This window comes from Candidatus Thiodictyon syntrophicum, assembly GCF_002813775.1.
Classification (GTDB): domain Bacteria; phylum Pseudomonadota; class Gammaproteobacteria; order Chromatiales; family Chromatiaceae; genus Thiodictyon; species Thiodictyon syntrophicum.
The window spans coordinates 5514273-5530481 of sequence record NZ_CP020370.1 but is presented as its reverse complement, the minus strand read 5'-3'; the positions used below and the strand labels follow the sequence as shown (position 1 = coordinate 5530481).

The following is a 16209-nucleotide window of genomic DNA, read 5'->3' as shown; positions in this document are numbered from 1 at the left end:
CTTTGAATTGAGCGAGTTTGCGGATACACTGAAGGTAAAATATCGCGTAGGGTACGCCGTGCGCACCATGGCGGCAGCCGCGACCCACAGCGTTGCGGTGAAGCGCAGCCGCTCCAGGTGCGCACGGCGCACCCTACGCCTACGGGGGGAATCGACCGATGAATGTGCACACCGAGCCTCATCCAGCCCCGCCTGGGAGCGTGGGCCTCCCGCGCTCCGCCCGGGGAAGCCGCGGGCGGGACGCCCACGCTCCCATAGCGCTGATCCTGCCGGCCCTGCTGCTGTTGGCCGGCTGTGCCGGCCAGGGCTCCCGCGACGCCGATGGCGGCCCCGACTACCGCCGTCTGGACCCCACCGGGATCCCGGATGCGGTGCCCCGTGTGGAGGCCAGGTCGAAGTACGGCAATATGGCCAGCTATAAGGTCCGCGGCAAGGTCTACCGCACCAAACAAGACGGCCGCGGCCATGTCGAGCACGGGTTGGCCTCCTGGTACGGGAAGCAGTTCAACGGCCGCCGCACCAGCTCCGGCGAGCGCTACGACATGTACGGCATGACCGCCGCCCACAAGACCCTGCCCCTGCCCAGCTATGCCCGCGTCACCAACCTGGAGAATGGGCGCAGCGCGGTCGTGCGCATCAACGACCGCGGACCCTTCCACGGCACCCGGGTCATCGACCTGTCCTATGCCGCCGCCACCAAGATCGGGGTCTTCCCGAAGGGCACGGCCACGGTGGAGATCCGGGGGATCGATCCCGCCAACCCGGGTGCGGTGCCTGCCCCTGCCGGCGGCGCCGGGTTTGGAACCGATGCGGGGTTTGTCGCCGCGGCGGCGCCGACGCCCTTCTGGACGAACCAGCCGGGGCGGGCGAGCGGCGACGCCATCGCCCGCTCATTGGCGATTGCCAACCGGGGGTCGGCGCCACCCCCTCGTCCTGCGGCCAGACCCGCGGACGCGCGCGAGCGGGCCGCGGCGGCGGCGTTCGCCGCGGTGGATGCCGAGCCGGGGCCCGCGCGGGTTGCCGATGCAGCGCCGGCGCCGGCCCCCGCCGCTAAGGTCGTGGCGGCGCGCCCCCGCGCTATCGGCGCCGACAGCAACGGGGCGGGCGGTGCGGCCGACACCGCGGGGCCTGGCCGCGGGCTCTTCCTCCAGGTCGGCGCCTTCGGGGACCCGCGCAACGCCGAGCGTCTGCGTGAGCGCCTGCGCCCCCAACTGGCCGAACCGGTGCGTGTCCAGCGCAGCGCCGCGGGCGCGTCCGACATCTACAAGGTCCGGGTCGGCCCCCTGGGTTCCGAGAGTGATGCGCGGCGCCTCTCCGCCAAACTCACGGCGCTGGGCATCAGCGAGGCGCCGCGGCTGACGTGGAACTGATTCGTGGGAGCGGCTTTGCCGCAGCTCGCAAGCTGCCGTGGCCTCGTCGTGGCGCAAGTCGCTCCCACCGGGTCCCAGCCTGACGGATAGGGTAATGCCTTGGACGCTCGGCGCGGTTGGTGCCAAACCCCCCGCGGACGGGTAGAATCGGCGCTGTCTTTCGCCCGCTATCCAGATCTCCGGTTACGCCCCATGAAGTTGCAACCCGCGCTGCTCGTCCTGTGCCTGTCCGTCCTGCTGCCGCTGAACCTGAGGGTCGCCGCGGCGCCGGCCGCCCCCGCGGTCGCGCCGGCCCCGGCTTACACGCCGCCCCCGGCGCAGGCCGTCCCGGCCGCCGCCCCGGCCCGCACCGCGGCCCAGACCGCAACGCCGCCGGCCGCGCCGTCGGCACCCCCGACCGCGGCGGTCCCGGCCGCGCCCCAAGCCGTCCCGTCGCCCCCCGTGGTGGATGCCAAGGGCTATCTCCTGATCGACTTCAACACCGGGGCGGTGCTGGCCGAGTCCCGGGCCGACGACCGCCTGGAGCCGGCGAGCCTGACCAAGATCATGACCGGCTACACGATCTATCGGGAGTTGCTCGCGGGGCATGTGCACCTGACCGACCCGGTGTTGATCAGCGAAAACGCCTGGCGGACCGGCGGCTCCAAGATGTTCATCGAGGTCGGCAAGCAGGTCCCCCTGGAGGATTTGCTCAAGGGCATGATCATCCAGTCCGGTAACGATGCAAGCGTGGCCCTGGCCGAGCATGTGGCGGGCAGCGAGCAGGTCTTCGCCGAGTTGATGAACACCAATGCCCAGCGCCTGGGCATGACCAATTCGCACTTCGTCAATGTCACCGGCCTGCCGGACCCCAACCACTTCACCACCGCCCGCGACATCGCCCGGGTCACCGCCGCCCTGATCCGCGAGTTCCCCAAGTTCTATGAGTGGGACGGGACCAAGGAGTACGAATACAACGGCATCAAGCAGCAGAACCGCAACCGCCTGCTGTGGCGGGATGCGACCGTCGATGGCGTCAAGACCGGCTACACCGAGGCCGCCGGTTACTGCCTGGTGGCCTCCGCCCGGCGCGACGGGATGCGCCTGGTGTCCGTGGTGCTGGGCGCCAAGAACCCGGAGGCGCGCGCGGTCGCCAGTCTGGAACTCCTGAACTACGGCTTCCGTTTCTTTGAAAGTCACCTGCTCTATCCGGCCGACCAGCCGCTGGAGAACCTGCGGGTCTGGAAGGGCGACCTGAAGGAACTGCCGGTCGGTCCGGGCCGCGATGTCTACGCGACCATCCCGCGCGGGCGCTACGCGGAGTTGAGCCCCCGTCTGGACAAGGCCCAGACCCTGACCGCCCCGATTGCCCGGGGTGCGCGGGTCGGGGACATCGTCGTCTTCCTCGCCGGTACCGAGGTCTCGCGGGTGCCCCTGGTGGCCCTCCAGGACGTGGCCGAGGGCAACCTCTGGCAGCGCACCAGGGACACGGTTTGGCAGTGGTTCTGATCCGGGTCCGCACGCCATGAGTGAAATTTTTCTCAACGGCGCCTTCCTGCCGCAGGAGCAGGCCCGGGTCTCGGTGATGGATCGCGGCTTTGTGTTCGGCGACGGCGTCTACGAGGTCATCCCCAGTTATGGCGGACACTTTCTGCGCCTGGAGCAGCACCTGGATCGGCTCGACGACGGCCTGTCGGCGATCCGCCTGGACAATCCCCTGGGCCGGGAGCAGTGGGAGGCGATGCTGACCCACCTGATCGGACCGGCCCCGGCGCCCGATCAATCCGTCTATCTCCAGGTAACCCGCGGCGCGGCGCCGGAGCGCGACCACCTGTGTCCCGACGGGGTGGTGCCGACGGTCTTCGCCCGTGCCAAGCCCATTGCCCCCCGCGACCCGGCGGTCGCCGCGGCGGGCGTGGCCTGCATCACCCGCCCGGACATCCGCTGGCACCGCTGCGAGATCAAGGCCATCTCGCTCCTGTCCGCCGTGATGATGCGCCGCGAGGCCGCGGACGAGGGTGCCCTGGAGGCCATCCTGCTGCGCGACGGGATGGTGACCGAGGGGGCCGCCACCAACGTATTCGTGGTCGTGGGCGACGAGATTGTCACCCCGCCCCGGGGCCACCTGATCCTCCCCGGCATCACCCGGGAACTGGTGTTGGAGTTGGCCCGCGACCAGGGTATCCGCGCCCTGGAGCGGCGCATCCCCATGGAGGAACTGACGGCCGCGCAGGAGATCTGGATCACCAGTTCCACCCGCGAGGTCCTGCCGGTCACCCGTCTGGATGTCGTCCCCGTGGGGGGCGGCGTGCCGGGACCCCTGTGGCGACGCATGGACGCCCTCTACCAGGACTACAAGGCGCGGGTGCGCCGCGGCTGTGCTTAACCCGTCGCTCTGGGCGCCCAACGCCGCCAAGGAGAAGCCCCGGTACTTCCCCCGCCGCTATGCGATCAAGGCCATGGGACGGGCCGACGCGGACTTCCAGTCCGTGGTGCTCGCCATCATGCGCCGCCACGCCCCGGAACTCGACGAAACCGCCATCAGCGCCCGCGTGAGCAGCGGCGGCAAGTGGCTCGCGGTCACCGTCACCTTCGTGGCCCAGAACCGTGCCCAACTCAATGCCATCTACCGGGACCTGTCCGCCCACGAGCAGGTCGTCTGGGCCCTTTAGTAAGGAGTCAACAATCAAAGTTAAACACAATCGTTGTCGTTGTCGTAATCGGAGAGGCGATGCAACTTGGGGTGCGAGAGAATCCGGGGCACTACGATAACCTCGATTACGACAACGACAACGACAACGACAACGTCAACGGTGCCAGGGCGGGACGGGGTATTCACCCCGTCCCGAACGTTTGATGCTACGTCGGGCGTCGCCACCATTCGGCAGGTCCACGGAAAACGTTTCGGACGGGGCGAATGCCCCGTCCGGCCCGAACAACGACAATGACTTCGGTCGGGATCCCACCCCGGAGGCCGCGATGCCCGTCCCGTCCCCCACCCTGATCCTGCGCCGCCTAAGCGGTCTGCAGGACTATCAGGCCACCTGGGAGGCGATGCGCGCCTTCACCGCGGCGCGCGACGCGGCGACTCCGGACGAGATCTGGCTCCTGGAGCACCCGCCGGTCTTCACCTTGGGTCAGGCCGGGCGCCCCGAGCACCTGCTCGATCCCGGCACGATCCCGGTCATCCGCACCGACCGCGGCGGCCAGGTGACCTACCACGGACCCGGCCAACTCATCGCCTATGTGCTCTTTGATCTGCATCGCGGCGGGATCGGGGTCAAGCGCCTGGTCCAACTCCTGGAGCAGGCGGTGATCGACCTGCTGGCCACCCGCGGGATCGTCGCCGTTGCGCGTGCCGATGCCCCGGGGGTCTATGTGGACGGGGCCAAGATCGCGTCCCTCGGGTTGCGCGTGCGTCAGGGGTGCAGCTACCACGGGCTGGCATTGAACGTCGACCTCGACCTGGAGCCCTTCGGGCGTATCAATCCCTGCGGCTATCCGGGGCTGGCGGTCACGCGGGTCGCCGACCTGCGCCCGCCCGCGGACCTGGGCGCGCTCGCGGCCGAGTTGGGGTGCGGACTTCGCAGCGCCCTGGCGGCCTTGGGCGCGCCGCGGGCCTGAATCCCCGGGCGGCTTTTTCCCAGAAAGAGCAATCCGGGGATGCCGGATTCAGGTTTACCGGTTCGGCTATTGACCCGCGCCTTTCCACCCGGCGGTACTCGCGCCTTGGACTGCGGGCCTGCGACCGTCGGGACCCGTTCCAGGCTATGTCCATGACCGCCACCGCCCCGGGAGACGCCCATGCCACAGACCGCCCTTGCCGAACCGCGCCGCACGCGGCCTGAACCGGCCGCGGCGTCCCGGAGTATGACATCCTGTGCCGCGCGCTCAGGCGCTTCGGGATCTCCCCGATGCGATCTGCTATGGTTGTACCGCACAGGGCGGACCCGCGAGGGCTGCGGCCGGCGCCGCTGGTCCGCCGGGAGCGGGGTGCGGGGGGCCGCCCCGGTGCGTGCCTGTGCCCATAAACAGGGCGCCCGGGTTATACTCCGGGCTGCCCGATCTTCTCTTTAACCATCGCGTTGAGCATGAATGGACGCCACTACCGTCAGACTGATCCTGATCGTCCTGGGAGCCATCCTGATCCTCGCCCTATACCTCTGGGAACGCAGTCGCGGTCCCGATGAGGAGGGGTCGGACGATGGCGACGACGAGGACGATACGCATGAGGCCGCGGGTCCCGGCGGGCGCGAGCCCCAGGGCCGGCACGCCCGCGACCACGTGGACGACCCCGACCCGGAGGACGAGGGCGACCGGCCCCAGGCCCCGGCGGCGCGCGCCGACGCGGCCCCGGACGAGGGCGTCCCGGCCCCGCTGTTGCTCCAACTGAGCGTTGCCAAGCGCTATGGTGAGTTTCCGGGGCTGGACCTCCTGGAGGTGGCCGAGTCCTGCGGACTGCGCCCCGGCGACATGGACATCTTCCACTGCCTGGACGAATTCGACGACGGCACCCGGGTCTATTTCAGCATGGCCAACATGGTGAAGCCCGGCACCTTCCCCTTCGACGACATGGAGGGCTTCAACACCCCGGGGATGATGCTGTTCGCGCAACTCGACGGCCGACCGGAGGACCTGACCATCCTGGAGGAGATGATCGCCACCGCGCGCAAGCTCGCCACGACCTTGGGCGGCGATGTGCTCGACGAGACCCGCCGACCGCTCACGGTCCGCAAGGAGGAGGAACTGCGCAAGTCGGTCCTGGCCAATGAGGCGCGCTTTGCGAGGGCCGCACGGCGGTGACCGCGGGCGGTCCCGACACCGGGTCGCCGGCTGGCGCCGAGGCCGCGGCCCGGGCCCGTGCCGCGGCATTGCGCGGGCAGTTACGCTACCACAACCACCGGTATTACGTTCTCGATGATCCGGATATTCCGGACGGGGACTACGACCGCCTGTTCCGGGAACTCGTGGACCTGGAGTCGCGCCACCCGGACCTGGTGACCCCGGACTCACCCACCCAGCGGGTGGGGGCGGCGCCGCGGCCGGAGTTCACCCAGGTCCGGCACCGCCTGCCGATGATCTCGCTCGACAATGCGATGGACGACGCCGACCTGGCGGAGTTCCATCGCCGGGTGCGCAGCGGGCTCGCGGCGACCGGGGAGGCGGCCTTCACCGCCGAACCCAAGCTCGACGGCCTGGCGGTGAGCATCCGCTTCGAGCAGGGCGCCCTGGTCCAGGCCGCCACCCGCGGCGATGGGACCACCGGCGAGGACATCACCGCGAATGTGCGCACCATCCAGGGGGTGCCGCTGCGTCTGCTGGGCGATGACTATCCGGCGGTGCTGGAGGTCCGCGGTGAGGTCTATCTGCCCCATGCGGGCTTCGCGCGGATGAACGCGGAGGCCCTGGCGCGCGGCGATAAGATTTTCGCCAACCCGCGCAACGCCGCCGCCGGCAGTCTGCGCCAGCTCGACCCCCGCATGACCGCCGCCCGCCCGCTGCGTTTCTGCTGCTATGGCTGGGGCGAGACCAGCGCGGACCCCGGCGCGAGCCAGTTCGCCATGCTCCAGCGCCTCGCCGGCTGGGGGGTGCCGATCTCCCGGGAACTGCGGCAGGTGACCGGGCTTACGGGCTGCCGGGACTATTTCGACGACCTGGGTCGCCGCCGGGAGTCCCTGGGCTACGATATCGACGGGGTGGTCTTCAAGCTGGATCGTATCCCGGATCAGGCCGCCCTGGGGGCGACCATTCACCACCCGCGCTGGGCCATCGCCCGCAAGTTCCCGGCGCAGGAGGCGTTGACGGTGGTGGAGGCGGTGGAGTTTCAGGTGGGCCGCACCGGGGCCCTGACCCCGGTCGCGCGCCTGACGCCCGTCGCCGTGGGCGGCGTGACGGTGGCCAACGCCACCCTGCACAATATGGACGAGGTGGAGCGCAAGGACGTGCGGATCGGCGATAGTGTCTCGGTGCGCCGGGCCGGGGATGTGATCCCGGAGATCGTGCGGGTCCTGCCCGAGCGGCGGCCCCCGGACGCCCAGTCAGTGGTGTTGCCGGCCCGGTGTCCGGTGTGCGGCGCCGATGTGATCCGCCCGGCGGGCGAGGCGGTGGCGCGCTGCAGCGGCGGGCTCTATTGCCCGGCGCAGCGCAAGGAGGCGATTCGCCACTTCGCCTCCCGCAAGGCGATGGATATCGAGGGCCTGGGCGAGAAGCTGATCGATCAACTGGTCGAGCGGGGCCTGGTCCAGGAACCGGCCGACCTCTATCGGCTCACCCAGGGGCAGTTGGCCGCCCTGGAGCGGATGGGCGACAAGTCCGCGGAGAATCTCATCGCGGCCCTGGCGCGCAGCCGTGAGACCAGCTTTGCCCGCTTCATCTTCGCGCTCGGCATTCGCGAGGTGGGTGAGGCAACGGCGGCGGCCCTGGCCGCGCACTTCGACTCACTGGCGGCGCTGATGGCGGCGCGCGAGGCGGACTTCCTGCCCACGCGCGGGGTGCGCGGGGTCGGACCCGCGGCGGCGCAGGCGCTCCAGGCGTGGCTGCTCGCGAGCCCGGACGCGCAGGCGACTCCCGACCTGGGTGAATGGCTGGCGGCTCAACAGATCCCCGGACTCAATCGCGCCGCCGCCGCAGCCCTGGGCGCGGCCTGCGGGACCCTGGAGCGGCTGCGCGGGGCCCTGCCCGCGGACCTGGTTGGGGCCGGCGCCGGCCTGGTGGAGGGGGTGGGACCGGTGGTCGCCGCGCATCTGGTCGGATTCTTCGCCCAGGCCTATAACCGCGAGGCGATCGAGCGTTTGATTGCGGCCGGCATCCGCTGGCCCGCCGCGGCGGTCACTCCCGGGTCCCCGGCGGGGTCCCAGGCCCGGCCGCTGGCCGGCAAGACCTTTGTCATCACCGGCACCCTGAGCCGCCCGCGCGACGCGTTCAAGGCTGAACTGGAGTCGCTGGGGGCCAAGGTCACGGGCAGCGTCTCCACGGCCACGGATTTTCTGTTGGCGGGAGCGGCGGCCGGGTCCAAACTTAACAAGGCGCAAGAACTCGGCGTGCCGATCATGACCGAGGAGCAACTGGCTCGATTGATCGCCGACACCTAGCCCACCACCTGAGGAACGCACATGACCGCACCGCCCAACGACCTGACCGAAGAGCAGCAGATCCTGATCGCGATGCGTAAGACCCTGTCGGCGATCATCCGGGATCTGACCCCGGCGCCCGGGATGCGCCACCCGCTGCGTGACGCCACCATTGAGGACGTGCGCCACTGTCTGCTGCTGATCGCGGCCCGGGAGCGGGGCCTGGCGCAACTCCAGGGCCGCGGCGGGGAACGCCCCCACTTCACGGACGAACCGCAGGCGGTCGAACTGGTGCCGATGGCTGGCCTGAAGCGCAAGGCGAACTGATGATGCCGACCCGCTCATACGTCCACTCTGTCGGCCGGGCCTTGGTGCCCCTGTTGCTCGCCGTCGGCCTGGCGGCGCCCCTGGGCGGTCGGGCCCTGGCCGCCCCGCCATCCGCCGCCGCCTGGTCCTATCAGGGCGCGACCGGGCCGGCCCGGTGGGCGGACCTGTCGCCCGGCTTCGCTGCCTGCCGCACGGGCCAGCGGCAGTCACCGATCGACATCCGTACGGTCCAGCCGATCCCCTACGAGCCGCTCCAGCCGCGGTATCGCTCCCAACCCCTGGACGCGGTCAACGACGGTCGCGGGGTCAATGTCCTGATCCAGCCGGGGAGCGAACTGCGCGTCGGCGGCCTGAGCTACAACCTGACGGCACTGCATTTTCATGTCCCCGGGGAGACCCTGATCAACGGGGTGGCGGCGGCGGCGGAGATCCATCTGGTGCACCTCGATCGGGATGGCCGGCACGCGGTCGTGGTGGTCCCGATCCAACCCGGGCCGCACCCCAACAGCGCCCTGGTGCGCATCGCCGAGCGCCTGCCGCTGCGGGCCGGAGAGCGGGTCAACTACCGGCAGTTGGGCATCAATGCGTTGCTGTTGCTCCCGCCGGACAGGGGCTATTACCGCTACACCGGGTCGTTCGCCAACCCGCCCTGCAGCGAGCCGGTCACCTGGTTCATCCTGGCCGCGCCGGTGGAGTTGGCGCCGGAGCTGATCGGGCGCATCGCGCGCGCGACCGGGGGCAATGCCCGCCCGGCGCAGCCGCTCAACGGCCGTCCGGTCTTTGTCTCGCTGCCGCACTGAGGGCACGCGCAGTCTGTTCTTCTCCGGGGCCGGAAACTATACTCACAGGCTTTACCAGTTCTGACCCCCCAGCGGAGTACCCCATGAAGAAGGTCGAAGCGATTATCAAGCCATTTAAGCTCGACGACGTCCGGGAGGCCCTGTCCGCCACCGGCATCACCGGCATGACCGCCATCGAGGTCAAGGGCTTCGGCCGGCAGAAGGGCCACACGGAGCTCTACCGCGGGGCCGAATATGTCGTGGATTTCCTGCCCAAGGTGAAGGTTGAACTGGTGGTGGCGGACGAGAATCTGGACGCCTGCATCAACGCCATCACGGCCGCCGCGCGCACCGGCAAAATCGGCGACGGCAAGATCTTCGTCTCCGAGGTGACGCGGGTGGTGCGCATCCGCACCGGCGAGGAGAACGAGGCCGCGGTCTGAGGCGGCGCCGGGCGACAGGTTGCCCCCGGGTACGTTGTCGTTGTCGTTGTCGTAATCGAATAATCCGACAACGACAACGACAACGACAACGACAACGACAACGAAGCCCGGTCCCCGCGCGCCGCCTAGTTCTTGTCGAGTTCGATATAGTCCCAGAGCTTGCGGGTCACACCGATCTCGGCCGGGGCCGGGTCGTTGGAGATAAAGCGCCCGGCCTTGCGATTGACGTCCAGCACCCGCTGGGCGTCGGCGGCCAGTTTTTCCTCTCCCAGCGCCTGGTAGGCAGCGACTAAGACCTCGAGCGCGCCCTTCACCGCACTGGTGCGCTGGAAGTGTTCGATGACATAGTTGGCGCGGTTGGCCGCCGCCACGTAGGCCTGGCGTTTCATGTAGTAGCGGGCGACGTTGACCTCGTTCTGCGCCAGGTTATTGCGCAGATAGACCATGCGCTGGCGGGCATCGGGGGTGTACTTGCTGTCGGGGAAGCGCTTGATCAGCTCGGAAAAGTCGGCAAAGGCATCGAGCGCGGCGCCGGGGTCGCGCTGGGACGGGTCGGTGGGGATGTAGCGGTCCAGGAAGCCGACGCTGCGGTTGTAGTTGATGATCCCTTTAAGAAAATAAGCGTAATCAACGAATGGATTCTGCGGGTAGAGCTTGATGAAGCGGTCGGCGGCGGCGATGGCGGCCTCCGGTTCCTCGGCCTTGTAGTTGGCATAGGCGACGTCGAGCTGGGCCTGCATGGCATAGCGGCCGAAGGGGTAGCGGGCCTCGAGCTTCTCGTACAACTCGATGGCCTTCTTGTAGCCGCCCGAATCCATCTCGGAGGCCGCCTCGGCGTAGAGCTTGGACGCGTTCCAGCCCTCGGTCTCGTCGAACTCCTTGCCCTTGAACGCCGAGCAGGCGCAGATCGAGGTCCCGATCAGCAATGCGATCAGCAGCAGCGTGGCCAGTCGTGTTAGGGTGCGGCGCATGTCAGGTGTTTACCAGTCTCTAAACATGGCGAGTATACCCGATGGGGCCGGGTCTGGTCCCGGCGGCGGTCGCGCTCCCCAGGGGCTCGCGGGATGAGTGCCGGGCCGGTGTCACGGGTTCGGCGTACCCTGCGGGTGGAGTCCGCGAGCGCTGGCCAGCGTCTGGATCAGGCCCTGGCCCAGGCCTGGCCCGAGTTCTCGCGCGGCTGCATCCAACGGTGGATCGAGGCCGGGCAGGTGTTGGTGGATGGTGCCCCGCGCCGTTGCCGGGACCGGGTCTGGGGCCATGAGGCGGTCGCGCTCGACGCCGAACTGGTCGCCGTCGGGCGCGACTCGCCGCAGGCGATCCCGCTCGCGGTGGTCTACGAGGACGCCATGCTGCTGGTGATCGACAAGCCCGCGGGGCTCGTGGTCCATCCGGCCGCCGGCAACCCGGACGGCACCCTCCTCAACGCCCTGCTGCACCACGCGCCCGGGCTCGCCGCCGTGCCGCGGGCGGGCATCGTGCATCGCCTGGACAAGGACACCAGCGGCCTGCTGGTGGTGGCCAAGACCCTGCAGGCCCACTGCTCACTGGTGGCCCAGCTCAAGGAGCGCACCGTGCACCGGGAGTATCGGGCACTGGTGGTCGGGGAGCTGGCGGGCGGCGGGTCGGTGGCGGCCCCCATCGGGCGGCACCCGACCCAGCGCACCCGCATGGCGGTGGTCCCGGACGGGCGTGCGGCGCTCACCCGCTACCGGGTGCTGGAGCGCTATCCGGGCCACTGTTTGCTGGGGGTGGAATTGGCGACCGGGCGTACCCATCAGATTCGGGTGCACCTGGCCCATGTGCGTCACCCCCTGGTCGGTGATCCCGTCTATGGGGTGCGACCGCGGCCGCCCAAGGGGTGCGCCCCGGCCCTGGTCGCGGCCATCCAGGGCTTCGGGCGCCAAGCCTTGCACGCCGTGCGCCTGGGGCTCGAGCACCCCGAGACCGGTCGACCGATGGCCTGGGAGGTGCCGTTGGCGGCCGATCTGGAGTCGCTGCTCGAACTCTTCCGACGGGAGGCGGCGCGTGGAACTGATCCGACCTGAGTGGCCGGCCCCCCCGTGGGTCCATGCCGGTTCGACCACCCGCGGCGGCGGGGTCAGCACCGGGGCCTATGACAGCCTCAATCTGGGCGACCATGTGGGGGACGAGTCGCGCCGGGTCGCACGCAACCGCGCCCTGGTGCGCGCCGCGCTGGATCTCCCGGCCGCGCCGCGGTGGCTGACCCAGGTCCACGGGTGCGCGGTGGCGCAGGGCGAGCGGGCGGTGCCGGGGCAGCTCGCGGACGCGGTCATGACCCGGCGGCCCGCGGTGGTCTGCGCGGTGCTGACCGCGGACTGTCTGCCGCTCTTGATCTGTGACCGGCGGGGTCGCGCGGCGGCGGCGGTCCACGCCGGTTGGCGCGGGCTGGCCGCGGGGGTCATCGAACGGACCCTGGAGGCCCTGGGCGAGGCACCCGCGGACCTCCTGGTGTGGCTGGGACCGGCGATCGGTCCCGCGGCCTTCGCGGTGGGACCGGAGGTCCGCGCCGCCTTCCTCGCCGCCGACCCGGGCGTCGCCTGCGCCTTCCGCCCCGGCGCGGGCGATCGGTGGCTCGCCGATCTCTATGCCCTGGCGCGCGCCCGGCTGGCGCGGGCGGGGGTGACGCGGGTGTTCGGCGGCGACCACTGTACCTGGTCCGACCCGGGGCGCTTTTTCTCCTTTCGTCGCGATGGCGTGACGGGGCGGATGGCGAGTCTGATCTGGTTGAGTGAGCCGCTGGAGAGACCTTGATGACCGACTGGACCATGCTGACCCTGGTAGGCCAGGACCGGCCCGGGATCGTTGCCCGGGTAACCCGCGTCCTGTGTGAGGCGGGATGTAACCTGGGGGAGGCGTCCATGCTGCGCCTGGGCGGTAACTTTACCATTCTGCTGATGGTTTCCGGTGGGGCTGGCGGCGCGGATCTGGCGGCGATCCTGGCCCCAGTGGCCGCGCAACTCGGGCTGCGTGTCCACTTGGACCCGGTCCAGGGTGGTCTGCACCAGCACCTGGTGCCGAACGTCACGGTGCGGGTGGCGGGGGCGGACCGCGCCGGTATCGTGGCGGACGTGACGGAGATCCTGGCGGAGCAGGGATTCAATATTCTGGAGCTGGAGTCGGACGTGGCGGGTGACGACGCTCGCCCGGTCTACATCATGAACATCGAGGGCTATTGCCCGCGGACGCTGGAGGACTTGAAGCAGGCCTTATCGACACTGGCCGTGCGCGGGGTCTCGGTCGCGGTGGCCGCGGTGGATCTGCTGATCGGCTGACCGATGGCAATCCTACCCATCCTGCGGCTGCCGGACGCGCGTCTGAAACAGGTTTCCGAGCCCGTTCGCGAGTTCGACCAGGCACTGCTGGACTTCATCGCGGATCTCGAGGAGACGCGCCGTGCGGGCCCCGCCGCGGTGGGCATCGCGGCCCCCCAGGTCGGCCGACACCAGCGTATCCTGATCCTGGATTGCTCGGGGCGACCCAAGGTTCGTGCCCAGGGTCGCCTGGTCTTGGTCAACCCGGAGATTGTCCACTGGGAGGGCTTTGCGATCGGCCGCGAGGGATGTCTGTCGGTGCCGGACTTTACCGGTAATGTGATCCGCGCCACCCGTCTCCAACTCCAAGCCCAGGACCCGGGGGGCGCGCCGCTGACGCTCGAGATGGAGGGTTTTGAGGCGCGCGCCTTTCAGCACGAACTGGACCATTTGGATGGTCTCCTGTTCATCGATCGGCTGGTGAGTCGGCGGACCGATCTCTTTAGCCGAAAAAGTGGCTTAAGTCGTTGAAATCCTCTTTCCCAACCTCTACCCTGCGGTTATGTGGGGCACGGCGCCCGGTGGCCGTCTCGGGGCGGGCCGGTTGGTGCCTTCCCCGTCGCCATGCGGGTCCCGGCGGCCCCTCCGGGAACCCCCGGCAGCGCCCGTTGTCCCTTGGCGACGGGCCCATTTTAGTTTTCGTAATCGAGCATCTACATGAGACTGCGCATACCCTTATTCCTGACCGCCGCGGCACTCTTGTTCAGCGCTTGGGCGCTCGGCGCCGCGCCGCACCAGGTGTCGCTGTCCGAACTGTTCCCCAGCCAGACGCAGGCGAAGACCGCCATCGTCATCAACAAGGTCCTGGAGCGTTACCACTATCGCAAGGTGACCTTCGACGAGGCCTTTGCCCGTTCGGTGCTCGATAATTATCTGGAGGCCCTGGACCCCGGCCGTTCCTTCTTCCTGGCACGGGACGTGGAGCGTTTCGAGGGCGGTGCCCGTCGGCTCAACGAGAACCTGCGGCGCGGGGAGTTGGATAGTGCCTTTGACATCTTCCGGGTCTACCGCATGCGGGTCGATGAGCGCGTCGCCTACGCCCTGGGTCTCATTACCCGCCCCTTTGATTTCACCGTCGATGAGTCCTACCAATTCGACCGCGCCAAGGCGCCCTGGGCCAAGACCGACGCGGAGCTCGACGAGCTCTGGCGCCTGCGGGTCAAGAACGACTTCCTGAGCCTGCGCATCGCCGGCAAGAGCGACGAGGACATCCGCGAGCGCCTGCGCCAGCGCTACGACAGCCTGGCGCGGCGCATCCAGCAGTTCACCGGTGATGATGTCTTCCAGACCTTCATGAGCGCCTACACCGAGACCCTGGAGCCCCATACCAGCTATATGTCGCCGGCCACCTCGGAGAACTTCGACATCGGCATGAAGCTGTCCCTGGAGGGCATCGGCGCCGTCCTGCGGTCCGACAACGAATACACGGTCATCCAGAAGACCATCCCCGGCGGACCGGCGCGGGACTCCGGGCAGGTGTCGGCGGGTGATCGGATCATCGGTGTCGCCCAGGGCCTGGACGGGAAGATCGAGGACGTGGTCGGTTGGCGGCTCCAGGACGTCGTGGACAAGATCCGCGGCTCCAAGGGATCGGTCGTGCGCCTGCAACTCGTGTCCCAGGCCGGCGGTCACAAGGGCGGCACCCGCGAGGTGTCGCTGGTGCGCAACGAGATCAAGCTCGAGGACCAGGCCGCCAAGGATTCCGTGATCGACCAGTTGCCCAATGCCCCCGGGCTCAAGATCGGGGTGATCGAACTGCCTGCCTTTTATCGGGATTTCGAGGCCGAAACCCATGGCAAGCGCGATTTCAAGAGCACCACCCGTGACGTGCGGCAAATCCTGAACAAACTGGTGGGGCAGGGGGTCGACGGGGTCGTCATCGACCTGCGCGGCAACGGCGGCGGCGCGTTGGCGGAGGCCACGTCGCTGACCGGACTCTTCATCGACACGGGGCCGGTGGTCCAGGTCAAGGACTCATCCGGCAAGGTCGAGGTGGAGCGCGACACCGATCCGGGGGTGGCCTATGCGGGGCCCCTGGCGGTCCTGGTGGACCGCGACAGCGCCTCCGCCTCCGAGATCTTCGCCGGCGCCATCCAGGATTATGGACGCGGCCTGGTGATCGGGGAGCCGACCTTCGGCAAGGGCACGGTGCAGACCCTGGTGGATCTCAACCGCTATGTCCCTGGGGATCAAACCAATCTGGGCCGCCTGCGCCTGACCATGGCGGAATTCTTCCGGGTGAGCGGCGGCAGCACCCAATTGAAGGGGGTGGAGCCCGACGTGCACTTCCCGGCGGGCGATGATCCCGCGGAACATGGCGAGCGCTCGCTGCACAATCCGCTGCCCTGGGCGCGGATCGATGCGGCCGACTATCAACACGCCCAAGTCCCCGATGCAGCCGCGCTCACCCGCCAGTCGACCGAGCGGATCGGCCAGGATGTGGGTTTCAAGATGCTGGAGCGGCGCAATCAGGTCTTGCGCGAGGTCAAGGAGGAGACGCGGGTGTCGCTGCGCGAGTCCGACCGGCGCGCCGAGGACAAGCACCGGCGGACCCTGTTCGAGGACGAAAAAGACCGCTTCCTGCGCGCCCGCGGCATCACCCCCGTGAAGGAGGACGCCGACCAGGTGGACGAGGACGCCCTCGAGGCCCAGCGCAATGCCATCGCCCGCATCCAGGTGGAGGAGGCGGCGCGGGTGTTGGCCGACGGCATCCGACTGGAGAGCGCCAGCCGACCCAAGGCCGCCATGCGTAACTGAATTTTGGCCCGCTGGGGCAAAATTCAGTTTTGTCATTTTCGCGTGACACCGCTTCACGGTATCACGCATGTGTTAGCCCGTAGGATGGGTAGAGCGCAGCGAAACCCATCGTTTGCGCGCGAGTCGCCGGAGTCTCGATCCAGCCTCGGGGC

At 69.1% G+C, this 16209-nt stretch carries 17 protein-coding genes; 16 read left to right on the top strand and 1 reads right to left on the bottom strand.

From position 1 onward, the window contains the following. Positions 1-158: 158 nt before the first annotated feature. The 11 genes from THSYN_RS36905 to THSYN_RS23405 all read left to right on the top strand — a co-directional run bounded on the left by THSYN_RS36905 (position 159) and on the right by THSYN_RS23405 (position 9968). Positions 159-1370, top strand: a complete 1212-nt coding sequence (locus THSYN_RS36905; protein ID WP_100921267.1) for a septal ring lytic transglycosylase RlpA family protein — start codon at positions 159-161, stop codon at positions 1368-1370. A 192-nt stretch (positions 1371-1562) separates the two neighbouring features. Continuing rightward, entirely contained in the window at positions 1563-2858 is a 1296-nt protein-coding gene (locus tag THSYN_RS23445; RefSeq protein WP_100921266.1) for a D-alanyl-D-alanine carboxypeptidase family protein, read from the top strand. A 16-nt stretch (positions 2859-2874) separates the two neighbouring features. Continuing rightward, complete coding sequence (locus THSYN_RS23440; RefSeq protein WP_100921265.1) at positions 2875-3735, top strand: aminotransferase class IV; 861 nt, start codon at positions 2875-2877, stop codon at positions 3733-3735. Next, positions 3728-4021, top strand: coding sequence for a YbeD family protein (locus tag THSYN_RS23435; RefSeq protein ID WP_236848663.1), 294 nt, complete (start codon positions 3728-3730; stop codon positions 4019-4021). The genes THSYN_RS23440 and THSYN_RS23435 overlap by 8 nt, the downstream gene beginning before the upstream one ends. Positions 4022-4080: 59 nt before the next feature. Continuing rightward, positions 4081-4206 carry a hypothetical protein gene (locus THSYN_RS36755; RefSeq protein WP_257791203.1) on the top strand — a complete coding sequence of 42 codons (126 nt, stop codon included), beginning with the start codon at positions 4081-4083 and terminating at the stop codon, positions 4204-4206. A 122-nt stretch (positions 4207-4328) separates the two neighbouring features. Further along, entirely contained in the window at positions 4329-4973 is a 645-nt protein-coding gene (gene lipB, locus THSYN_RS23430) for a lipoyl(octanoyl) transferase LipB (protein ID WP_100921263.1), read from the top strand. 471 nt (positions 4974-5444) lie between these two features. Further along, positions 5445-6152, top strand: coding sequence for a cell division protein ZipA C-terminal FtsZ-binding domain-containing protein (locus THSYN_RS23425; RefSeq protein ID WP_100921262.1), 708 nt, complete (start codon positions 5445-5447; stop codon positions 6150-6152). Then, on the top strand, positions 6149-8440 hold the full coding sequence (gene ligA, locus THSYN_RS23420) for an NAD-dependent DNA ligase LigA (RefSeq protein WP_100921261.1): 2292 nt from the start codon (positions 6149-6151) through the stop codon (positions 8438-8440). Before THSYN_RS23425 ends, ligA begins: the two co-directional genes overlap by 4 nt. 21 nt (positions 8441-8461) lie before the next feature. Beyond that, positions 8462-8746, top strand: a complete 285-nt coding sequence (locus THSYN_RS23415; protein WP_100921260.1) for a segregation and condensation protein A — start codon at positions 8462-8464, stop codon at positions 8744-8746. After that, complete coding sequence (locus THSYN_RS23410; RefSeq protein WP_100921259.1) at positions 8746-9546, top strand: carbonic anhydrase; 801 nt, start codon at positions 8746-8748, stop codon at positions 9544-9546. The genes THSYN_RS23415 and THSYN_RS23410 overlap by 1 nt, the downstream gene beginning before the upstream one ends. A gap of 83 nt (positions 9547-9629) precedes the next feature. Continuing rightward, positions 9630-9968 carry a P-II family nitrogen regulator gene (locus THSYN_RS23405; protein ID WP_100921258.1) on the top strand — a complete coding sequence of 113 codons (339 nt, stop codon included), beginning with the start codon at positions 9630-9632 and terminating at the stop codon, positions 9966-9968. A 125-nt stretch (positions 9969-10093) separates the two neighbouring features. Here the strand turns inward: THSYN_RS23405 and THSYN_RS23400 are convergent, their stop codons facing one another. Beyond that, positions 10094-10939, bottom strand: a complete 846-nt coding sequence (locus THSYN_RS23400) for an outer membrane protein assembly factor BamD (protein ID WP_100921257.1) — start codon at positions 10937-10939, stop codon at positions 10094-10096. Positions 10940-11032: 93 nt separating this feature from the next. Here THSYN_RS23400 and rluD point away from each other — a divergent pair, with 93 nt between their 5' ends. The 5 genes from rluD (at position 11033) to THSYN_RS23375 (ending at position 16057) form a co-directional block, all read left to right on the top strand. Next, positions 11033-12013 (top strand): 23S rRNA pseudouridine(1911/1915/1917) synthase RluD, encoded by a 981-nt coding sequence (gene rluD / locus THSYN_RS23395; RefSeq protein WP_100921256.1) that lies wholly within the window; start codon positions 11033-11035, stop codon positions 12011-12013. Then, a complete protein-coding gene (pgeF, locus tag THSYN_RS23390; protein ID WP_100921255.1) occupies positions 11994-12740 on the top strand; it encodes a peptidoglycan editing factor PgeF in 747 nt (248 codons plus the stop codon). The genes rluD and pgeF overlap by 20 nt, the downstream gene beginning before the upstream one ends. Further along, the gene (locus THSYN_RS23385) at positions 12740-13261 is read left to right on the top strand and encodes a glycine cleavage system transcriptional repressor (protein WP_100921254.1); all 522 of its coding nucleotides are present in this window, start codon (positions 12740-12742) and stop codon (positions 13259-13261) included. Before pgeF ends, THSYN_RS23385 begins: the two co-directional genes overlap by 1 nt. A gap of 3 nt (positions 13262-13264) precedes the next feature. Continuing rightward, on the top strand, positions 13265-13771 hold the full coding sequence (gene def / locus THSYN_RS23380) for a peptide deformylase (RefSeq protein WP_100921253.1): 507 nt from the start codon (positions 13265-13267) through the stop codon (positions 13769-13771). Positions 13772-13957: 186 nt separating this feature from the next. Then, positions 13958-16057, top strand: coding sequence for a carboxy terminal-processing peptidase (locus THSYN_RS23375; protein WP_100921252.1), 2100 nt, complete (start codon positions 13958-13960; stop codon positions 16055-16057). The last annotated feature ends 152 nt before the right edge of the window (positions 16058-16209 follow it).